8 protein-coding genes and 3 pseudogenes are annotated in these 17,724 nt (G+C 66.3%); 6 read left to right on the forward strand and 5 right to left on the reverse strand.

What is annotated here, in order from left to right; translation table 11 throughout:
- Positions 1 to 37: 37 nt before the first annotated feature.
- Positions 38 to 731, forward strand: a pseudogene (locus ACFY6S_RS20155) (MFS transporter); the annotation flags it as partial.
- Between the two features lie 365 nt (positions 732 to 1,096).
- Here ACFY6S_RS20155 and ACFY6S_RS20160 read toward each other — a convergent pair.
- Together ACFY6S_RS20160 and ACFY6S_RS20165 are read right to left on the reverse strand one after the other, a co-directional pair.
- Positions 1,097 to 1,651 carry a hypothetical protein gene (locus tag ACFY6S_RS20160; RefSeq protein ID WP_388819439.1) on the reverse strand — a complete coding sequence of 185 codons (555 nt, stop codon included), beginning with the start codon at positions 1,649 to 1,651 and terminating at the stop codon, positions 1,097 to 1,099.
- A gap of 11 nt (positions 1,652 to 1,662) precedes the next feature.
- Positions 1,663 to 8,013, reverse strand: coding sequence for an RHS repeat domain-containing protein (locus tag ACFY6S_RS20165; protein WP_388819442.1), 6,351 nt, complete (start codon positions 8,011 to 8,013; stop codon positions 1,663 to 1,665).
- 683 nt (positions 8,014 to 8,696) lie between these two features.
- Between ACFY6S_RS20165 and ACFY6S_RS20170 the strand changes: the two genes are divergently transcribed.
- The 4 genes and pseudogenes from ACFY6S_RS20170 (at position 8,697) to ACFY6S_RS20185 (ending at position 13,902) form a co-directional block, all read left to right on the forward strand.
- Entirely contained in the window at positions 8,697 to 11,588 is a 2,892-nt protein-coding gene (locus tag ACFY6S_RS20170; RefSeq protein ID WP_388819445.1) for an FG-GAP-like repeat-containing protein, read from the forward strand.
- A gap of 284 nt (positions 11,589 to 11,872) precedes the next feature.
- Positions 11,873 to 12,702 (forward strand): annotated as a pseudogene (locus tag ACFY6S_RS20175) (IS5 family transposase).
- Between the two features lie 19 nt (positions 12,703 to 12,721).
- Positions 12,722 to 13,041 (forward strand): annotated as a pseudogene (locus ACFY6S_RS20180) (hypothetical protein); the annotation flags it as partial.
- A 207-nt stretch (positions 13,042 to 13,248) separates the two neighbouring features.
- On the forward strand, positions 13,249 to 13,902 hold the full coding sequence (locus tag ACFY6S_RS20185; protein ID WP_388819448.1) for a TetR/AcrR family transcriptional regulator: 654 nt from the start codon (positions 13,249 to 13,251) through the stop codon (positions 13,900 to 13,902).
- Here the strand turns inward: ACFY6S_RS20185 and ACFY6S_RS20190 are convergent.
- Entirely contained in the window at positions 13,878 to 15,374 is a 1,497-nt protein-coding gene (locus ACFY6S_RS20190) for an LVIVD repeat-containing protein (RefSeq protein ID WP_388819452.1), read from the reverse strand. The genes ACFY6S_RS20185 and ACFY6S_RS20190 overlap by 25 nt on opposite strands.
- Before the next feature lie 172 nt (positions 15,375 to 15,546).
- Here ACFY6S_RS20190 and ACFY6S_RS20195 point away from each other — a divergent pair, with 172 nt between their 5' ends.
- Positions 15,547 to 16,209, forward strand: coding sequence for a DUF305 domain-containing protein (locus ACFY6S_RS20195; RefSeq protein WP_388819455.1), 663 nt, complete (start codon positions 15,547 to 15,549; stop codon positions 16,207 to 16,209).
- Positions 16,210 to 16,367: 158 nt separating this feature from the next.
- Here the strand turns inward: ACFY6S_RS20195 and ACFY6S_RS20200 are convergent, their stop codons facing one another.
- Both ACFY6S_RS20200 and ACFY6S_RS20205 read right to left on the reverse strand, forming a co-directional pair.
- Complete coding sequence (locus tag ACFY6S_RS20200) at positions 16,368 to 17,111, reverse strand: DUF6214 family protein (RefSeq protein WP_388819458.1); 744 nt, start codon at positions 17,109 to 17,111, stop codon at positions 16,368 to 16,370.
- A gap of 124 nt (positions 17,112 to 17,235) precedes the next feature.
- Entirely contained in the window at positions 17,236 to 17,604 is a 369-nt protein-coding gene (locus tag ACFY6S_RS20205; RefSeq protein ID WP_388819461.1) for an ArsR/SmtB family transcription factor, read from the reverse strand.
- Positions 17,605 to 17,724 lie beyond the last annotated feature (120 nt).

Here is a 17,724-nt window from a genome sequence, read left to right on the forward strand (position 1 = left end):
CCGGCTGGAACTGGCGATCCTCTGCGCCGGCCAGCTGATGGTGATCCTCGACGGCACCATCGTGAACGTGGCTCTACGTCCATCCAGGAGAGTCTCAGCTTCTCCTCGCCGGAACTCGGCTGGGTGGTCAACGCCTATCTGATTCCCTTCGGCGGCCTGTTGCTGCTCGCGGGCCGGTTCGGTGACCCCTTCGGCCGCAAGCGGATCTTCATCACCGGTCTGGCCATCTTCACTGCGGCGTCCCTGCTGTGCGGGCTGGCGCAGAACTCGACGATGCTGCTCCTCGCCCGCTTCCTCCAGGGTGTGGGCGGCGCGGTGACCTCCTTCGTCACGCTCGCCATGGTCGTCACGATGTTCACCGAGCCCGAGGAACGGGCCAAGGCGATCGGCGTCTACAGCTTCGTGCAGTCCGCGGGCGGCACACTCGGATTCCTGCTGGGTGATGTGCTGACGCAGGTCATCAGCTGGCACTGGATCTTCTTCGTCAACGTGCCGCTCGGCGTCGTGGTCGTCGTCATGGGCCGGTGCGACCTGCGCCCGGAGCAGGGCACGAGCCGGGGCAAGAGCACCGACGCGCTCGGCACGGTACTGATCACGACCGCACTCATGCCGGCCGTCTACACCATCGTCGAGGCGGCGGACCACGGCTTCGGCTCCCCCGCGCCCTCGGCTTCGGCCTCGGCGCCCTGGTGACCGCCGCGGCTGTGCTCCGCACCCCGCCCCGGCCCACGAGCGCGCCGCCCACCCGCCCCACGGCCCCGCAGCAGGCGGAATCGGACGCCATCTCGGCGTGAGCTCCGCCCCGAAGCATGCCTGCTTCCTCGCGCCGTGCGCCCCGAAGCAGGAGCATTCCGCTCACATCACAACGGATCGTCACCTGATCAAGGCCCGCGATGCAGCGACCCCCATCCGCACAAAGTCGGCTGCCGCTCCCAGGCCGGCCGCATGCCAGCGAAGCTCCCAACTCAGTCGCTACCGAGTTCAGCGATTGAGCGTTCCTCTGGTGGACCACGCCCCGCTCGATCATTAACACTCGATCATTAACATGGGCCGGCGGGCAAGTGGAGATCGACTCTGATCACAACGTGCTGTCGGTCTAGATTATTTTCGTGATCAGCCCTGCTGCGGCCGTAATTGCAGAGATCGCGAGAAAAGATTCTGCTGGCCAGGACCGGCGGAACTTTCGATCGAACGAGAATTTTTCGTTTTTTGGGAAATTTTTCCTTTTGGGTATTCTCTTGTTGATTTCTGCAACTGCTTTTTCGCTCGTTTTGAAGAGGCTGTCCAGTATGGATCCGCCGAAAGCGAAAGGTCTCACTTCTTCTTTGCTGAAAGTCTCGATCCGGATACCGCCGGAAGATGTCATCTCTACCTTCCGAATATTCTCGTATGGAATCCGATAAGAGTGAATAGTGTTGTCGGTGAGTAGGAAATCGGAGTGGAGCGTTACGCGGCAGCTGCCGATCCTTCGCACCAGTACACTGGTGATGCTCAGTACGGAGGCGAAGAACCATGCGTTGGCATAATCTTCGCGTGCCAACGCAGCGAGTAGCGCGATCATGAATACGGCCCAGAGGGTGATGATCCCGGCCCAGCTCATCACGGGCCACGAACGGCGACGCAGGATCAGTTTGGAAGGAGTCTCTGTCATTTTGACCAACTCTAACACCCCTTGCCGGTGAGAGCGCTTGCGTTGCCCGCCCCGCAGAATGCCCAGGAGAGGTGTGCGTTTGCTCCGATGTTCAGTGCGGTTCTGCTGCGGTCAACCACGTCGGCCGACTCTGTCGCCCAGCCTTTTCTTCCCCCGCCGGATCCTGAGCCGTAGCCCATCTTGGTTCTGTATGCAGGTACTTTCACGCTTGCCCGCTCCAGGGCATTGCCGGTAAAGGCGCTGGACCAACTACTCGCACCCATGGCGCGAGCGGCCCCTCCTGCTATAGCGCCGCCTCCCACTGTCCAAGCAAGGGTTTTCCCGTATCCGCCCCAGTCCATCGTTCCGGTCTTAATGTAGTCACCGACATATGACAATGAAGCTCCGGCTATCCCCGCGACGATGCATGTACCTGCTGAAACTATGAGGCATGCTCCGAATCCGACAACGGTGATACCCAATTTTATGTCTTCCCAATGATTCCCCACCCATTGTCCAGCGGCGGAGTTCTTGGTGTTGTCCCAGGCGGCGTTGAGGTTGCCCTTCAAGACATTTGTGAAGATTCCATCCTTTTTGCGCCGTTCTGCTTCTGCTTTCTGTTTGGCTATTTTAGCGGCTTGTGCCTGTGCCGCTGCCTTGGCTCTTCTGTCTGCTGCGGCCTGTGTTTGGATGGCTTTTTTGGCTGCGGCTTGTCCCTTGGCTTGTTGGGGGGATTTGTAGCCGGATGTTTTGACGGCTTTGCCGTTTCTGTTTACGTAGGGGCCGAGTGTGTAGCGGTTTCCGGTTGAGGCTTTGGAGACGTAGCGTGTTTTGTCGCCCTTGACTTGTCCGGTGCCGCCGATGGGGTAGCCGTTGCCGCAGAGGTCGGCGGGGCACAGGCCGGTGGGGTCGGATTGGGTGACGGGGTTGTTGTGGGCGTAACTGTAGGCGTTCATCTGGGCGGGGGTGTTGATGTCGATGACGGGGTCGACGGAGAGGAAGCGGCCCAGGGCGGGGTCGTATTCGCGGGCGCCGAGGTGAGTGAGGCCGGTGGGGTCGGTGGTGCCACCGACGAAGCCGCGGGTGCCGGGGAACTGTTCGGCTTGTTCGGAGCGGATTTGTCCGAAGGGGAGTTGTTTGCGGCGGGTGAGGGTGAGGCCGGTCATGGTGATGGCGACCATGGCGGTGCCCTGGTGGTCGGGAAGGAGGAAGGAGAAGCCCTTGCTGGTGCGGACGGCGACGGTTTCTTCGCCGTGCGTGTAGTAGCGGACGGCTTCCTTGGCCCCTGTGCTGGTGGCTTTGAGTTCGTTGCCGCCGGGGAGGGTGAGGGTCTGGCTGCCGTCGGCGTCGCGGGTGATCATGCGGTTGCCGTCGGCGTCGTAGAGGTAACTGGTGGTGCGGCCCGCCTCGGTGAGGGTGGCCAGGTGTCCTTCGCTGTCCCAGGCCAGGTCCTGGTTCTGGTCGCCGGTGACGCGCTTGGTGGTGTTGCCGGCCGGGTCGTACTCGTAGCGGCTGGTGGTGCCGTCGTGGGTGCCGCCGGTGACGGAGGTTTCCTTTACCGCGTGAGGGAGCCCGGTTTTGGGCTCGGGGTGGGTGTAGGCGGTGGTGGCGTCGGATCCGGCCATGGCGCCGGTGCCGTGTTCGACGAGGGTGGTGCGGTTGCCGAGGATGTCGTAGCCGTAGGTCTGCCAGTAGGCGTCCGGCCCGCCGACGGTAGCCGCCGAGGGGGCCGCGGAGCAGTCGCTCTTGGCGGTCCATGCTTCGCTCAGCCGGCCGAGGGCGTCGGTGGTGAAGCACTGGGCGTCTACCGAGCGGGTGGTGTCCTGGCCGCTGGCGGTGGTGATGCCGGTGATGTTGCCGGCCGGGTCGTAGCCGTAGGCGGTGTCGTCGATGCGTTGCGGTGCGAGGTCCCGGTCGGTGGTCTGGCGGGTGAGGCGTCCGGTGTGCTCGTCGTAGACCTGGGACTTGTAGACCTTTTTGCCGAGCGTGCCGTACTCGGTGCGTACGGGGCGTGAGAACACGTCGTGCGTGGTGGCGTTGACCAGAGTGATGGAGCCCGCGGTGGTCTTCTTGGGGAGGTTGCCGCCGCCGTAGACGGTGGTCTGGCGTTCGCTGGGCAGGTCACCGACGGCCGGGTGCTTGATCCATTCGGGGACGCCGATGTACTGGTTGTAGCCGAAGGTCCAGTTGTAGGTGCCGGCGAGCGGTCCGGCTTCGGCGGGGACGGTGACGGTGCTTGAGGTGGGCTGGTAGTTGTCGTTGTAGGAGTCGGTGGTGGTGCGGTATTCCTTGCCGTCGATGTACCGGCTGCTGCTGGCGGGCTGGCCCTTGGCGACGCTGTCGTAGGTCCATTTCGCCAGGGCCGTGCTGCCTTGGGTGAGGTCGGTGGTGCGGCCGAGCTTGTCGTAGCCGGTGGTCAGGGTGATGCCTCTGGCATCGGTGGCCGTGATGGCCTGGCCGAGCTTGTCGTAGCCCGTGACCGAGTCGCCCTTGTCGGGGTCGTGGACCTCGGTCTGCTGGCCGCGGCTGTCGAAGGTGTAGCTCCAGGTGTTGCCAGCCGGGTCGGTGACGGCGCTCGGCTCGTTGTACTTGCCGTAGGAGTAGGTCGTCTTCTGCGACGCGGTGCGGGCGGCGTTGGTGTATTCGAGGCGCTCGGTGGTACGGCCGCGGGCGTCGGTGACGACGGTGCTGGCGGTGCCACCCAGAGGCGGGATTACCGTGGTGCGATCGCCCTCGTAGACGGCGCTGCTGCGCCATTTCTCGTCGCCGAAGGTCCGTGAGATCTCGGTGGTGATCCGTCCCAGGCCGTCGTGGATGTTCTCGGTGGCGGCGGGAACCTTGTTGTCGGCTCCGGTCACCAGGGAACTGGAAGGAGCACCGGTGGCGTAGTAGGGCGCGTAGGTCTTCCAGGTGAAGCCGCGCGTGTCATAGAGGGTTTCGGTGACGACACGGTCCTTCGTGCCGAGGGCCGGTGCCTGGGTCTCGCGTTCACGCAGGAGTCCGTCGTACAGGGTGTACATCGTCTCGTAGGAGCCGTTGTACTGCAGGGTTTTGGTGGCCACCGCGTTGGGGGCTGTCTTGGAGATGGTGTAGGCGAATTCGGCGGAGGGCTGGGTGGGGTGGTCGGCCTTGGTCCAGCCGGGGTTCCACACCTTCAACACACGACCGAGACCGTCGTGCACGGCGTCGGTGCGCTTGCCGTTCGCGTCCACGTTCGCGGTGGGAATGCCGCGCACGGGGTCGTACTCGACCTTTTCGCTGTGGCCGAGCGCGTTGGTCTCGGTCTTCGACGCCGGGGACTCGACCGTGGCCGGAAGGTAGTCGGTGGTGGTCTTGTTGCCGAGCGCGTCCGTATCGGTGAGTTCACGGCCGTGCTGGTCGTAGGTTGTCCTGGCGGTGGTGAGGGAGCCGGTGCCCTTCTCGTCCTGCTCGTCGAGCCGGGTGAGGTCACCCTTGACCGGCGCGGTGGTGAGGCTGGTGGCGTCGTCGTAGTAGTAGCGCGCCAGCGAGATCAGGTCGTCGGGCAGCGAGGGGGTGGCGGTGCAGGCCTTGGCGACGGTCTTGACCTCGGAGGGCAGGTCGAGCAGGTTGGTGGCCGCGTTGCGAGCGTAGCTGGTGGTGGTGCATTCCTCGTCGCCGGTCTTGGCGGTGTCGCCGAGCCGGGATTCGGTCAGGACCTGCCCGTAGGTGTCGAAGGTGCGGTCGGTCTTCGTGCTGCGCCAGCCGGCGCCGACAGCGGTGCGGGTCTTCTCCGACTTGATCGCGGTGGCGTATGCCTTGACCGCGGGTAGGCCTTCGGGGCGTGATTCGGTGGCGGTCGCGGCCGATCTCCAGGGCTCGTAGCTGGTGGAGGTGACCAGTTTCCCGCCGTCGCCGTCGAAGAGGGCTTCCTCGCGGGTCATTCCGGCGAAGGCCTCACGGTCGGTGATGGCCACGCCCTCCTGGTCCTTGACCTCGGCGCCGTCGATGCCGCGGAAGTAGCGGTACTCCTTGAGGGTACGAGGGTCGGCTCCGGCTCCGGTGCGTACCTGGAGGCGTCCGTAGCCCTTGCGGTCGTCGTAGGTGAGGTACTTGGCCTTGGTGAACTCGTCGTTCTTCGACTTGGCCCAGGCCAGACCGTCGAGGTATGCGTAGTCGGTCTGCTGCACCGGCGCTCCGCCGGTGTTGTCCGACTCCAGGACCTGGGTGACGACGTAGGAGTGGAACCAGTCCAGGTAGGGCTCGTAGTCGGCGCCCGGGGAGTCCGGCGGTGACCACATGACGGGGTAGCAGCGGCGGGTGTTGGAGGCGGGGGAGGGGATGCTGCCGGCCTTGCAGTCGGCGGCGGAGTAGGTGACGCCGATGGTGCCGCCCGTCTCGGTGTCGATGCCGTAGATCCGGTAGCGCACCAGCGGCGGCACGGGGTCGGCCTTGCCGCCGACGGTGGCGGCGCCTTCCACGCGGTTGGCCAGCTGCTGTCCCTTGAAGGTGACGGCGGGCATGGTGATGTCGCCGGTGCCGGTGTGGCCGGTGTGAGTGAGCGACTGGAGCCACAGAGCGGGGTCGGTGCCGTCCCCCGTGGCGGGGAACTGGTGGGTCAGCTTCCAGGTGTCGGCCGGCTTGTAGGCGCCGCCGGTGAGCACGGAGGTGTCGATCTGGGTGAGGCGCTTACGGCTCCAGTACGAGGGGGAGTAGCGGTCCTTGCACTCGGTGCCGGAGGCGCAGTACTGGTCGAAGGGGACATCGGGCCAGTTCTTGGCGTGTGCCTTGTCGAAGGTGGAGCAGTCGCTCAGGCAGCGCTCGGAGACGGTGAAGTCGACCTTGGCGGCTGCCTTCTGGCTGTAGACGCTGTTGGAACGCAGGCCGTACTCGACGCGCTTGAGGTAGCCGCCCCGGGTGTAGGGGGTGGCGGTGGAGGCCCCAGTGGTGTCGTTGACGTTGCGGCCGTAGTGGTTGGTTTCCTTCTCCCAGTAGTAGGCCATGGCGTCGGAGTGCGGGTCGACGACGTAGTCGAGGTTCCACCGCCAGGCCTGCTGGCACCAGGAGTCTTTGAAGGCACTGGCGTGGCAGGGCTCGCCGCTCTGATTACCGAAGACCGGCACGGTCCAAGCCGAGTTGGTCTCCGGCTTGCCCTCGCTCCAGCCGGGCAGCCGGTTGTAGCCGAAGTAGTAGCGGGTACCGTCCGGGGTGGTCACCACCCAGTACTCGCCGTCGTTGTCACCGTTGCCCCGGTCGGAGCCGGTGAGCTTGACGGCCTTGGTGCCGTCGTCGCTCTCCAGCCGCCACTCACCCTCGGGCTTGTCCTTGACGGAGTCGTCCTTGACGAGGGTGGCCGTCGTCCCGCCGAGGTTCAGGACGGCGTTGTCCTTCTTCCAGCACAGGTCACCGACCTTGCCGGTGGCGTTGCTGTCCTTGGTGTCATCCGTGCAGGAGACGTAACGGCGCTCGATGTAGCCGGGCTCCATGGACCAGCCGTCACCGATCCAGTTGGCCTGGTTGTTGGTCGCCGCGGTACGGCCGTCGACCGACTGCGAGGAGTAGGCCAGCGAGATGTCGGGGGCCGGGCCGCCGGCGACCTCGGGAGCATTGATGTCATAGGTCCACGAGAAGCCGCCGTTGCTGCCGCCGGCCGACCAGGAGGAGGACGGCGCCAGCGAGGTGGCACCGAAATCGCCCGAGGAACCCGACGTGGCAGCGGTCACGGCCAGCAGAACCGCTCCCGCGTTCGCGGACAGACCCGTGGCCGAGCGCTCGGACGCCGCGACGCTGGTGACGGGTGCGGGCGAGGCCTGGGCGTCGTCGGCGGCGGGAAGCTGGACGGGGGCCGAGACGGTAGCGCTGTCGGTGTCATTGACCGTCCGCAGGACCTTGCCCGTGCCGCATCCCTTGACGCCGGGTGTGGTAAGGGCACACGCGGGAAGCTGCTGCAGCGTCAGACGTGACGCCCAGTCCCCGCCGAACGCGTGACGGAAACCGCTGTAGTCGACCTCCACCTCAACGGGACCCCTGCCGCCCGTCACGGGTCTGACGGCCAGCAGGACACCATCGATGCCCAGCTTCCGGGCAGCGGTCTGCTCCAGCACTTGGACCTGGGCCCGCTCCGGTACGGCAGCCTTCGCGCTCTTGGCGCCGACGCGGCCCAGCCGGACAGGCAGTGCGCCCGCGCGGCTCTTCGTCTTAACGGTCCGGGCTATCGAGGCCGTGGCGGTGCCGGCCTTGGGCCAGACGGACTTCGGCGCCGACTTCGAGGTGTTCCGGGCGGCTTCATCCGGCCGGGAGATCTTGTCTTCCTTGACCGTCGAGGTAGGAACCGGGTCGGGCTGCCCGAGCTTCAGCAGCTCCAGTCCGGCCGCGGCCGCGACCGGGGCGCCCAGCAACCCTGCGGTCAGGAAGGCCACAAGCATCAGTGCGGTCCAACGCGCATACCGCATACGTCTGTTGGCCGTACGTGTGACACGGCGAAATATTTTCGCCCGCGCATTGGACACCGATTCCCCCCACGGAAAGTTCACAACTATGAAGATCAAGGAGGGACCCTAGCATCACGCAACGCAACAGCAAAGAGCCGCTCCTGACGCTGAGGAACCGGCCGCGATGAATGCCAGCGCGCTATATCAAAAACATGTCAGCGGCGAAAGGTGTAGACCAAGAAGAACTCCACACACGCTCTCGCGGGCACTGCCTCTGAGCTGCGCAAAGTGACATTGGGAGGTGGTGTCAGATCGGAGAGTAATCAACCCTTAAAGATTGTAAATGCTGATTAGAGTGGATTGTCTGAAACGTTGTCGGGAGAGTTGCGCGGTTATCCGTGTGGGTCATTGCCGCTCTTGATCGCCAGGGTTGTAAGGTGCCGAAAATGCCGTGTGCAAACTGAAAAGGAAGCGTGATGAGATTCCATCGGAAGAGACTCGGGAAAGGCGCGTCGCGCCACTCCTCACTGGCCGCCGTGCTGGCCTTCGCGATAGCCGCACCTCTCATAACTGCCCTACCAGCTAACGCAGTTGAGGAACCGTCCGAACTGACAGACCGCCCGGAGACGACTGCCGAAGTCAGGGCCCTCGAAGAAGCCGCCGACACCGGCGAACCCGTGGAAGTACTCTCCCAACGCACCGAGGCATCCCAGGTGTTCGCCAACCCCTCGGGCACCTTCACCGAGGAGCGCTACGCCACCGCCCAGTGGGCCCGCCAGGGCAACAAGCTTGTGGACATCGACACCACACTGAGCCTCGGCGCGGACGGAAAGATCACCCCGAGGGCGACCGGCGTGGGGCTTGAGTTCTCCGGCGGTGGCGGAGGACCGCTGGCCACCATCACCCGCGACGGGCGCAGCATCACCCTGTCCTGGCCCACCGACCTGCCCCGGCCGCACATCACGGACGACACCGTCACCTACCCGGACATCCTGCCCGACGTCGACCTGAAACTACGTGCCGGCGCATCCGGCTTCGCCCAGCTCCTGGTCGTCAAAACCCCCCAGGCCGCGGCCGACCCGGCACTCAAAACCATCGCCTACGACATGTCCAGCCGCGGCGTGGACGTCACCGCGGACGAACACGGCAACCTCAGCGCCGTCAACCCTGGCGGACAAGAACTCTTCACCGCCCCCACCCCTCGCATGTGGGACAGCACCACCAGCCAACCCGCAACCCGCACAGCGGCCAGAACAGCAGACGAACCGGGCGGCCCGGCACCGGACACCGACGAGTTCGAACCCGGACACGGCGCACAGCAAGCAGCCATGCCGGTCGAAGTCAAGGACGGCGCACTCGAACTCACCACCGACCCCGAACTGATGACCGGCGCGGACACCCGCTACCCCGTCTACATCGACCCCTACGTCGAGGGCTCCCGCTACTCCTGGACCATCGCCTACAAGAAATATCCCAACAGCGCCTTCTTCAACGGCGCCGGCTGGGGCGGCTCAGGCTCCTCCACCTCCACCGCCCGCGTCGGCTACGAGAACGAGACCAACGGCTTGGCCCGCTCCTACTTCCGCATGAACACCAAGAACCTGTGGAGCACCGACAAGCAGGTCATCAAGTCCACGTTCCGCATCAAGAACACCTGGTCCTGGTCCTGCACCAAGAAGCGCGTCGACCTGTGGCGCACCACCGAAATCGGTTCCTCCACCACCTGGAACAAACGCCCCACCCGCCGGGTCATGCTGGACAGCGTCACCGACGCCAAGGGCTGGAGTTCCGGCTGCGCGGCGGGCAACCTGGCCTTCGACGTCACAGCCGGAGCCAAGCAGGCGGCATCGAGCAAGTGGAACACCATCATCTTCGAACTCGCCGCCAACAACGAGTCCGACGTGTACGGGTGGAAGAAGTTCGACGCCAAGTCCGCCGTGCTGTCCACCGAGTACAACACGCCGCCCAACGTGCCCACCGGCCTTGACACCGTCCCCAGCACCAAGAACTCCAAAGGCTGCGGCGACACCGCCCCCTACGGCCTCATCGGCAACACCGACATCTACCTGACCGCCAAGGTCACCGACAAGGACGGCGGGACCGTCAAGGCGCAGTTCAACCTCTGGGCCACCGGACACCACCCCAACGACGACCCCAAGGGCGTCATCATCGTCAACCAGAGCGTGTCCGTCACCTCCGGCACCGTCGCCAAACTTAAGGTCCCCAAAGCAACCCTCGCCAAGTACCTCACCGTCGCCAACGGCAACTTCTCCTGGAAGGCCCGAGCCGACGACGGCAAAACCACCTCCGCCTGGACGCCCGGCGCCGGCAAGCCCGGATGCCGCTTCGTGTTCGACCCCAACCGGCCCAGCACCCCGCCGGTCATCGCCTCGAACCAGTTCCCCGAAGGAAGCGAAGGCTGGCCCGCGGAAACCGGCTCGGTCCGCAGCGAAGGAACCTTCACCCTCTCCAGCGGCGGCATCACCGACATCGCGAAATACGAATACTGGACCGACACCGCCCCCACCGTCCGCACCGCCACCCCCACCACCACCGGCGGCAGCGTCACCGTCAAACTCACCCCCACCACCGCAGGCTCCAACCATCTCTACGCCCGCAGCGTGGACAAAGCCGGCAACAAGTCCGACAACGCCGACTACCTCTTCTACGCCAACGGCCTCAAACAGCCCGATGCCCCAGGCGACATCAACGGCGACGGCAACCCCGACCTCTGGGGCATCGACAAAGCCGGAGCCCTGCACCGCTACTACGGTGCGGGCGACGGAACCCTCACCGAGAGCGCCGAGAGCCCTTCCGACGGCAACTGGAACGGAGTGAAGATCACCCACCGGGGCGACTGGACCGGCGACGGATACGAAGACCTCATCGCCCTGCGCCCCGATCCCACCTCCGGCACCAAACGCCTGTGGATCCACCCCAACGACGGCTACGGCTTCGCCTGCACCGACTGCACCGGCGAAAACACCGAACCCCAGGAACTGACCGTCTACGACCCCGCGAACAACCACTGGAGCAACGCCGACGAGATCCTCGCCATCGGCGACGTCGACGGCCCGCTGGACGTCGACAACGACGGAACCGCCGATGTCCCCGCCCACCCCGATCTCCTGGTCCGCGACGGAGACCTCCTCTGGCTCTACTACGGATCACCCGACAACCACCTCGACACCGACCGCGAACCCGTCCTCCTGGGCGACAGCGGCTGGAAGAACACGGACCTGTTCGCCCCCGGTGACACCACCGGCAACGGCCTCGCCGACCTCGGCGCGCGCGACCGCACCACGGGCGACGTCTTCATCTATCACGCGAGTGGAGACAACGGCGACGGCCTCACCGACCAGAAGACCAAGGCCCCGATCGGCCGTCAGCTCACCGCGCAAACCAGCCCCCTCATCACCTCACCCGGAGACGCCGACCGCGACGGCATCCCCGACCTGTGGACAGTTCTGGACACCGGACACCTCTGGTTCCTGCCCCGCATGACCAAGGGCGACCAGCCCCTCCGGGACGTCGGCAACGGCTGGAGCGGATACCAGGCCATCACCTGACGACCCCGCACCAGCGAGGCGCAGCCATCCTCTCAGGCGGCCCCGCCGGCGCCTGACGTTCACCGGACTCCGGCCTCTGTCAGCCGCACGTACGGCCGGCGGAGATCGGAGGTCCGCAGGGAGAACCGTCAGGGGCCTGAGCTGCCACGGATGAAGGCCGCCGCAGAGCGTTTCGTAGAAGGTGCGGGTGATCAGCCGCTGCTGGGGCGGCCAAGGCCGCTCTCGGGTTCCGCAATTCGTTCTGGGGCGTGTCCGCAAAGTGGTTTGTCCGTGGGTAAGTCGTGGTGCGTCGTCATGAGTTGACCGATGAGTCGTGGGCTGTGGTGGAGCCGTTGTTGCTGCCGGTCGCGGATGGGTCGACCCGTCCGCGACCGGCGGCAGGTCATGAACGGGATCCTGTGGAAACTGTCGACCGGGGCGGCCTGGCGGGATCTCCCGGAGCGATACGGGCCGTGGAAGACGGTCTACGAACGCTTCCGCCTGTGGTCGGCGGACGGAACGTGGGACAGACTCCTGGCCCACGTTCAACAGCACTCCGACGCGGTCGGTGACGTCGACTGGTCTCTCGTCTGCGTCGATTTTACGACTGTGCGCGCCCATCAGCACGCGGCCGGAGCCCGAAAAGGGGGCTCTGGGCAGGCGAGGCCCTCGGCCGGTCACGCGGCGGACTGACCACGAGATCCATCTCGCATGCGACGGACAGGGCCGGCCCCTGGCCTTCACCCTGACCGGTGGCAACACCAACGACTGCACCCAGTTCGAACCCGTGATGGACAGCATCCGAGTCGCCCGGCCGGGCCCGGGAAGGCCCAGGACTCGGCCCGGGCGGGTTGCCGCCGACAAGGCGTATTCCTCCCGGAAGATCCGCGCCTACCTGCGCAAAAGCGGAATTGCCTGCATGATCCCCGAACGCATCGACCAGATCAACGGCCGACTCAGACGCGGCGAAAGACTCTGCCGCCTTGACCGCACTGTCTACCGACGCCGCAATGTCGTCGAGCGATGCTTCAGCCGTCTCAAACAGAACAGAGCCCTCGCCACCCGCTACGACAAACGAGCCACCCACTACCAAGCGATGGTCACCCTCGCTTGCCTACAGCTCTGGCTTCCATGACTTTGCGGACACGCCCTAGGGGCTGCTCCGTGATTACCGTGACTCGGTGCTGGCGCCCTCTGGCCTGGGACACCTACCACTACACATCACTGAGCACGGCTGACCCACCGGACCCGAACGCCACCCGCACCGGCAGGCTGAAGTCGTCGAGACCACGGTCAATGTGATCGCCGCCCAATCGAGCCAACTCCACCTGCGCGGTTACACGCATGTCGCGCCGCGAGACGCCAACAGCGCTGACATCGGACTGTTCCATCGATTCGGGCTCACCACCGACGACTACTCCCCCAGCCCGCCTTCGACACCATGAGGATGCTCGTCGAACGCTTCAGCGCCTGAAGGGGCACGCCAATAGCTCTCCGCGCCGCTCCGGACGCCCGTCATCGAGCTCAGGACACGTCGGGCAACTCGGCAAAGACGCCGCTGACCTTGGGCGATCCCCCGCGTCGCCCAAGGCAGCCGACGGCCCGTCCACCGGCCCGGCAAGGGCCGTGACGGCGCGCTGCGAGTATACTGGCTGAGAGCCAGTCAACGCAGGAGTCAAGCATGTCCCCGCGTCGCCCATCGGTCAATGAAGAACTCCGTCGACGTTCCAGGGAACGGTTGCTCCAGGCGACGGTGGAGCTGGTCTCCGAGCGGGGTTACGAGGCCACGACGCTCGCGCACATCGCCGACCGGGCGGGGTGCGCGCGGGGGCTCGTGTCGTACTACTTCCCCGGGAAGCAGCAGTTGCTCCAGTCGGCGGTGCACCGGCTCATGCATCTCACGCTCGAAGCCGGTCTGCGGCGCGAGCCCGCCACCGAGGACGGGCGGGAGCTGCTGGCGCGGGCGATCGACGCCATCCTGGGGCTGACGGCGCGGTGGCCCGTACTGATGCGTACGCACATGGCCGGAATACTCCAGGCCGAGGGTTTCGTCCAGTGTCCGGAGCAGCAGCGGCTAGCCGTGCTGCTGCGTGAGACGGTGGAGCGGTACGGGTCGCGGGCGCCGGACAGCGATTACCCGATGCTGCGCGCCCTGTTGATGGGCGCGGTGTTCGCGATCCTGCTGCCGGGGGCGCCGATGCCGCCGGCCAGGCTGCGCGCGGAGCTGTTCACGCGCTACGGGCTGGAGTGGGATCTGGGCGTTCCGCCGGACGGGGAGCCGCCCGGCGGAACGGGTCAGAACGTCTTCCTTCAGTGCCGGAAGTCCTCGAAGTAGTCGGGCTGCGTCTGCACGTTCAGCTCATGCATCCGCACCCGCTTCGCGGGGTCGGTGAGCCGGTCGTCGAGCTTCAGTACGTCGAAGCCCTTGACCATGTCGTTCGAGTAGATGTGGCCGTTGTAGTAGTACGCCGACCATGTGCCACCGCCGACCAGGGACTCGGTGGAGAGGGGGCCGCGCTCGAAGAACGCGATCTCCTTCGGCTTCGAGGAGTTGGTGAAGTCCCAGACCGAGACGCCGCCCTGGTACCACGACTGGACCATGAGGTCACGACCCTTGACCGGGATCAGCGAGCCGTTGTGCGCGACGCAGTTCTCGGTGTCCGCCTGGTGGCGGGGGATCTTGTAGTAGCTGCGGAAGACGAGCTTGCGCTTGTCCCCCTTGCCGACGATGTCGTAGATGCCGTCGGCGCCCCGGTTCGGTCCGATCTCGGCGTTGCAGGTGGCGGCGCCGCCCCCGCCCAACTCGTCGGTGAAGACGACCTTGTCGGCGCTCTGGTTGAACGTGGCCGAGTGCCAGAACGCGAAGTTGACGTTGTCCTGGACCTGGTCGATCACCTTCGGACGCTCCGGGTTCTTGATGTCCATCAGGACACCGTCACCCATGCAGGCGCCCGCCGCGAGGTTCTTGGACGGCAGCACGGTGATGTCGTGGCAGCCGGAGGTGGCGCTGACGCCCGGGTTGGTGGGCGCACCCGGGTTGCCGCCGTCCGGGAAGAGGACCTCGAACTTCACGAGCGCGGCCTTCTGGGGGGCCTTGCGCGGCACCTTGATGATGGAGATGCCGTCGTGCGGCGGCTGGCAGTCGGGGAAGGCGGCGCTCGGCGCGTACGACGAGACGTAGATGTAGACGTCCTTCGCCTTGGGCACCAGGGTGTGGGTGTGCGAACCGCACGCGGTCTCGACGGCGGCGACATACTTGGGGTTGCGCTTGTCGCTGATGTCGAAGACCTTCATGCCCTCCCAGGACTCCTTGATCGTCGCCGACTGCGCGACGCTGTTGCAGGAGTTGTCACTGCGGGAGGAGTCGGTCGACAGGAAGAGCAGGTTCCCGGAGACGGAGATGTCGTTCTGCGATCCGGGGCAGAGCACCTGTGCGACGGTCCTCGGAGCCTTCGGGTTGCTGATGTCGAAGATCCGGAAGCCGTCGTAGTTGCCGCTGAAGGCGTAGTCGCCCTGGAAGGCCAGGTCCGAGTTGGTCCCCTTGATGAGGTCCTTCGGCACATTGGCGAGGTGCTTGATGTTCGAGCTGTGGACGATCTCGTCCACGCCGGGTATCGCGCCCTTCTCGATGGCGGCCTTCACCTCGGCGGCCTGGCTGCCGGAGACTTTTCCCTTGGCCGGGCTGTCACCGGGATCGGGGCTGGCCATCGCCGGCCCCGCGGTCAGCAGAGCGGCGAAGAGACCGGCCGCGGCTGCCGCCACGCCCAGGCGTCTGCGCCGCACGCGGGTGGTGTGCAACGAGGTCACTGCTTCCTCCCTAGTATCCGTTCGGATGAACGGTCTCGGACTCGGCAGTATCGCCCTCCTCATGTACATCTCAACAGATGGCAACAGAGACGTAATAAAAGTTTTTGATCACTCGTACACGGAAGCGTGCTAGGAACGAGTTCCATCACCCCATGTACCGCAGGAGGTAGCCGTGTTGGTCCGTCGCCGCAGTCCGCGCATCCGCCGGTCCGTGTCCGTCGTGGCGGCGGCCGTCGCCGTACTGGCCCTGGGAGCCTGCGACTCGGGGGACGACGACGCCGGCGCGAAGGCCACCGCGGGCCAGGGTCCCGGCGTGGTGGCACCGGGGAAGCCGGGCGAGCCGGCGAGGACGCTCTCGGCCGAGGAGGCGGTGAAGGCCGCGCCCGACAACACTCCCAACTCCGCCGACTTCCTGTACGCGCGGATGATGATCGTCCACCACGGTCAGGCGCTGACGATGACCGACCTCGTCGCGGACCGGGCGGAGTCGGACACGGTGAAGCGGCTCGCGGCCCGGATCGCCGCTTCCCAGAAGCCGGAGATCGGCGCGATGCAGGGCTGGCTGGACAACAACGGCGGCGCGCGTGCCCATCAGGGGCACGACCACGGCGCGATGCCGGGGATGGCCACCGAGCCCCAGCTCAAGCGGTTGCGGGCGGCCAGGGGCGCGGCTTTCGACGAGCTGTTCCTCAAGCTGATGATCACTCATCACCAGGGCGCCGTCACCATGGCGACCGACGCCGTCTCGGACGGCAGGAACACCCAGGTCGCGGATATGGCGAAGGACGTCATCTCCCAGCAGAGCATCGAGATCAACCGGATGCGCTCGATGTGATCGCCGTGGTGTGAACGACCCCCGGCCGGACTGAGCACCATCCCGCCGAGACCATCCCGCCGAGACCGTCGCGGTGAGTGCGTTCGCGGTGACGGCGTTCCGGCCGAGGACCGAGGAGCGCCCCCGTCCGCGCCCCCGATCGGGCCAGTCGCGAGCCGTCAGCGCCGATGATGACGGGGCGTCAGGTGACCCTCGCCGCGCGCCCCCGCGATCAGCTTGAGAGCCTTGCGGCGACTGAATCCGGTGGCGGCCATCACCGCGAGCACCGGGTCCTGGCCGGCGCGCTGGGCGGCGCGGTAGACCTCGGCCACACCACGCCGGGCGGCGCTGCCGCGCGGCAGGGACGGGGCGGCCCGATGCCGGCCGGACCCGGCGGACGCCGCCGAGTCCGGCGCCGGTTCCGCTCCCCCGGCCTCGGACTCGGACGCGAGCCGCGGTTCCGACTCGCAGGTGAGCCGCGGTTCGGACTCGGACGGGGGCCGCGGTTCGGGTCCGGCTTCTCCTTCCACCTGAACTTCGGCCTGGGCCCCGGCCCCGGCCATGTCCCCGTCCTCGGCGACGACGGCCGCCTCGGCGACGACGGAAACGCCGGCCGGCTGCGGCACGGGGGGCCGATGCGGGTCGGCGACGACCTGGCAGGCGTTCTGGAGCGGCGCCTCGATCGCCTCGGCGAGTTCGGCGAAGCCCTTCAGCGCCAGCGGCGGATCGGCCTGCGCGTCCTCGATGGCGATATGGCCGTCGCGCACGACCGCGAGCACATCGATCCGGGCGCCGTCCGCGAAAGTCAGCCGTACATCGACCCAGGGCGGCCGGATCTCGCGCCGCGCGGCGCCGTCCCTGGGGTCACCGGCTCCGGTGACGGTGCCGTGCCCCTGCACCTCCCATGCGGGCCACTCGCACACGTCAGGCTCATGTGGTTCCTGGGCGGAAATCAATTTATGTTCCGACACATTCACCACTTAATCAGGCAATCCGCCCTTATTGTCATGGCGCGCACGCACATGATCCGTACGGCACTCTGTCGGCTCATCGCACCGGGACGGCCGCAACATCCGGAAGTCGTGCGTCCTGAGCCGCCGCCGCGCCCAGGACGCTGTCCAGCAGCCCGGGGAAGAGAGCGTCCAGATCCTCGAAGCGCAGCCCGCTCATCTTGGCCGTGCCCCGGTAGCACTGCCGGATCACACCGCTCTCGCGCAACACCCTGAAGTGGTACGTGGTGGTGGACTTGGAGACCGGCAGCGCGAAGTGCGAGCACGACAGCTCACTGTCCACCCGCGCCAGGTCCCGCACGATGCGGAGGCGCAGCGGGTCGGAGAGCGCGTTCAGTACACCCTCAAGACGGATCTCCGAGCGCGAGGGGTGAGCGAGTTCGCGGGTGCTGGTCGCGACGGCCACGGCGGCTCCACTTCGTCGGGGTGGACCCCATTGTACGATGCCTTTCGTAATTGGAACCATTTCGTCCTATGAGTCGGCCGGAGTCCCGCCTCCGTCGCTTCCCGGCCGCCGCCGTTCCCC

Source organism: Streptomyces sp. NPDC012835, from assembly GCF_042900885.1.
In the GTDB taxonomy this organism is placed as follows: domain Bacteria; phylum Actinomycetota; class Actinomycetes; order Streptomycetales; family Streptomycetaceae; genus Streptomyces.

Coding starts and splice junctions, on each gene's coding strand:
- ACFY6S_RS20160 (WP_388819439.1), bottom strand. CDS start 1,651: ATGACAGAGACTCCTTCCAAACTGATCCTGCGTCGCCGTTCGTGGCCC.
- ACFY6S_RS20165 (WP_388819442.1), bottom strand. CDS start 8,013: ATGCTTGTGGCCTTCCTGACCGCAGGGTTGCTGGGCGCCCCGGTCGCG.
- ACFY6S_RS20185 (WP_388819448.1), top strand. CDS start 13,249: ATGTCCCCGCGTCGCCCATCGGTCAATGAAGAACTCCGTCGACGTTCC.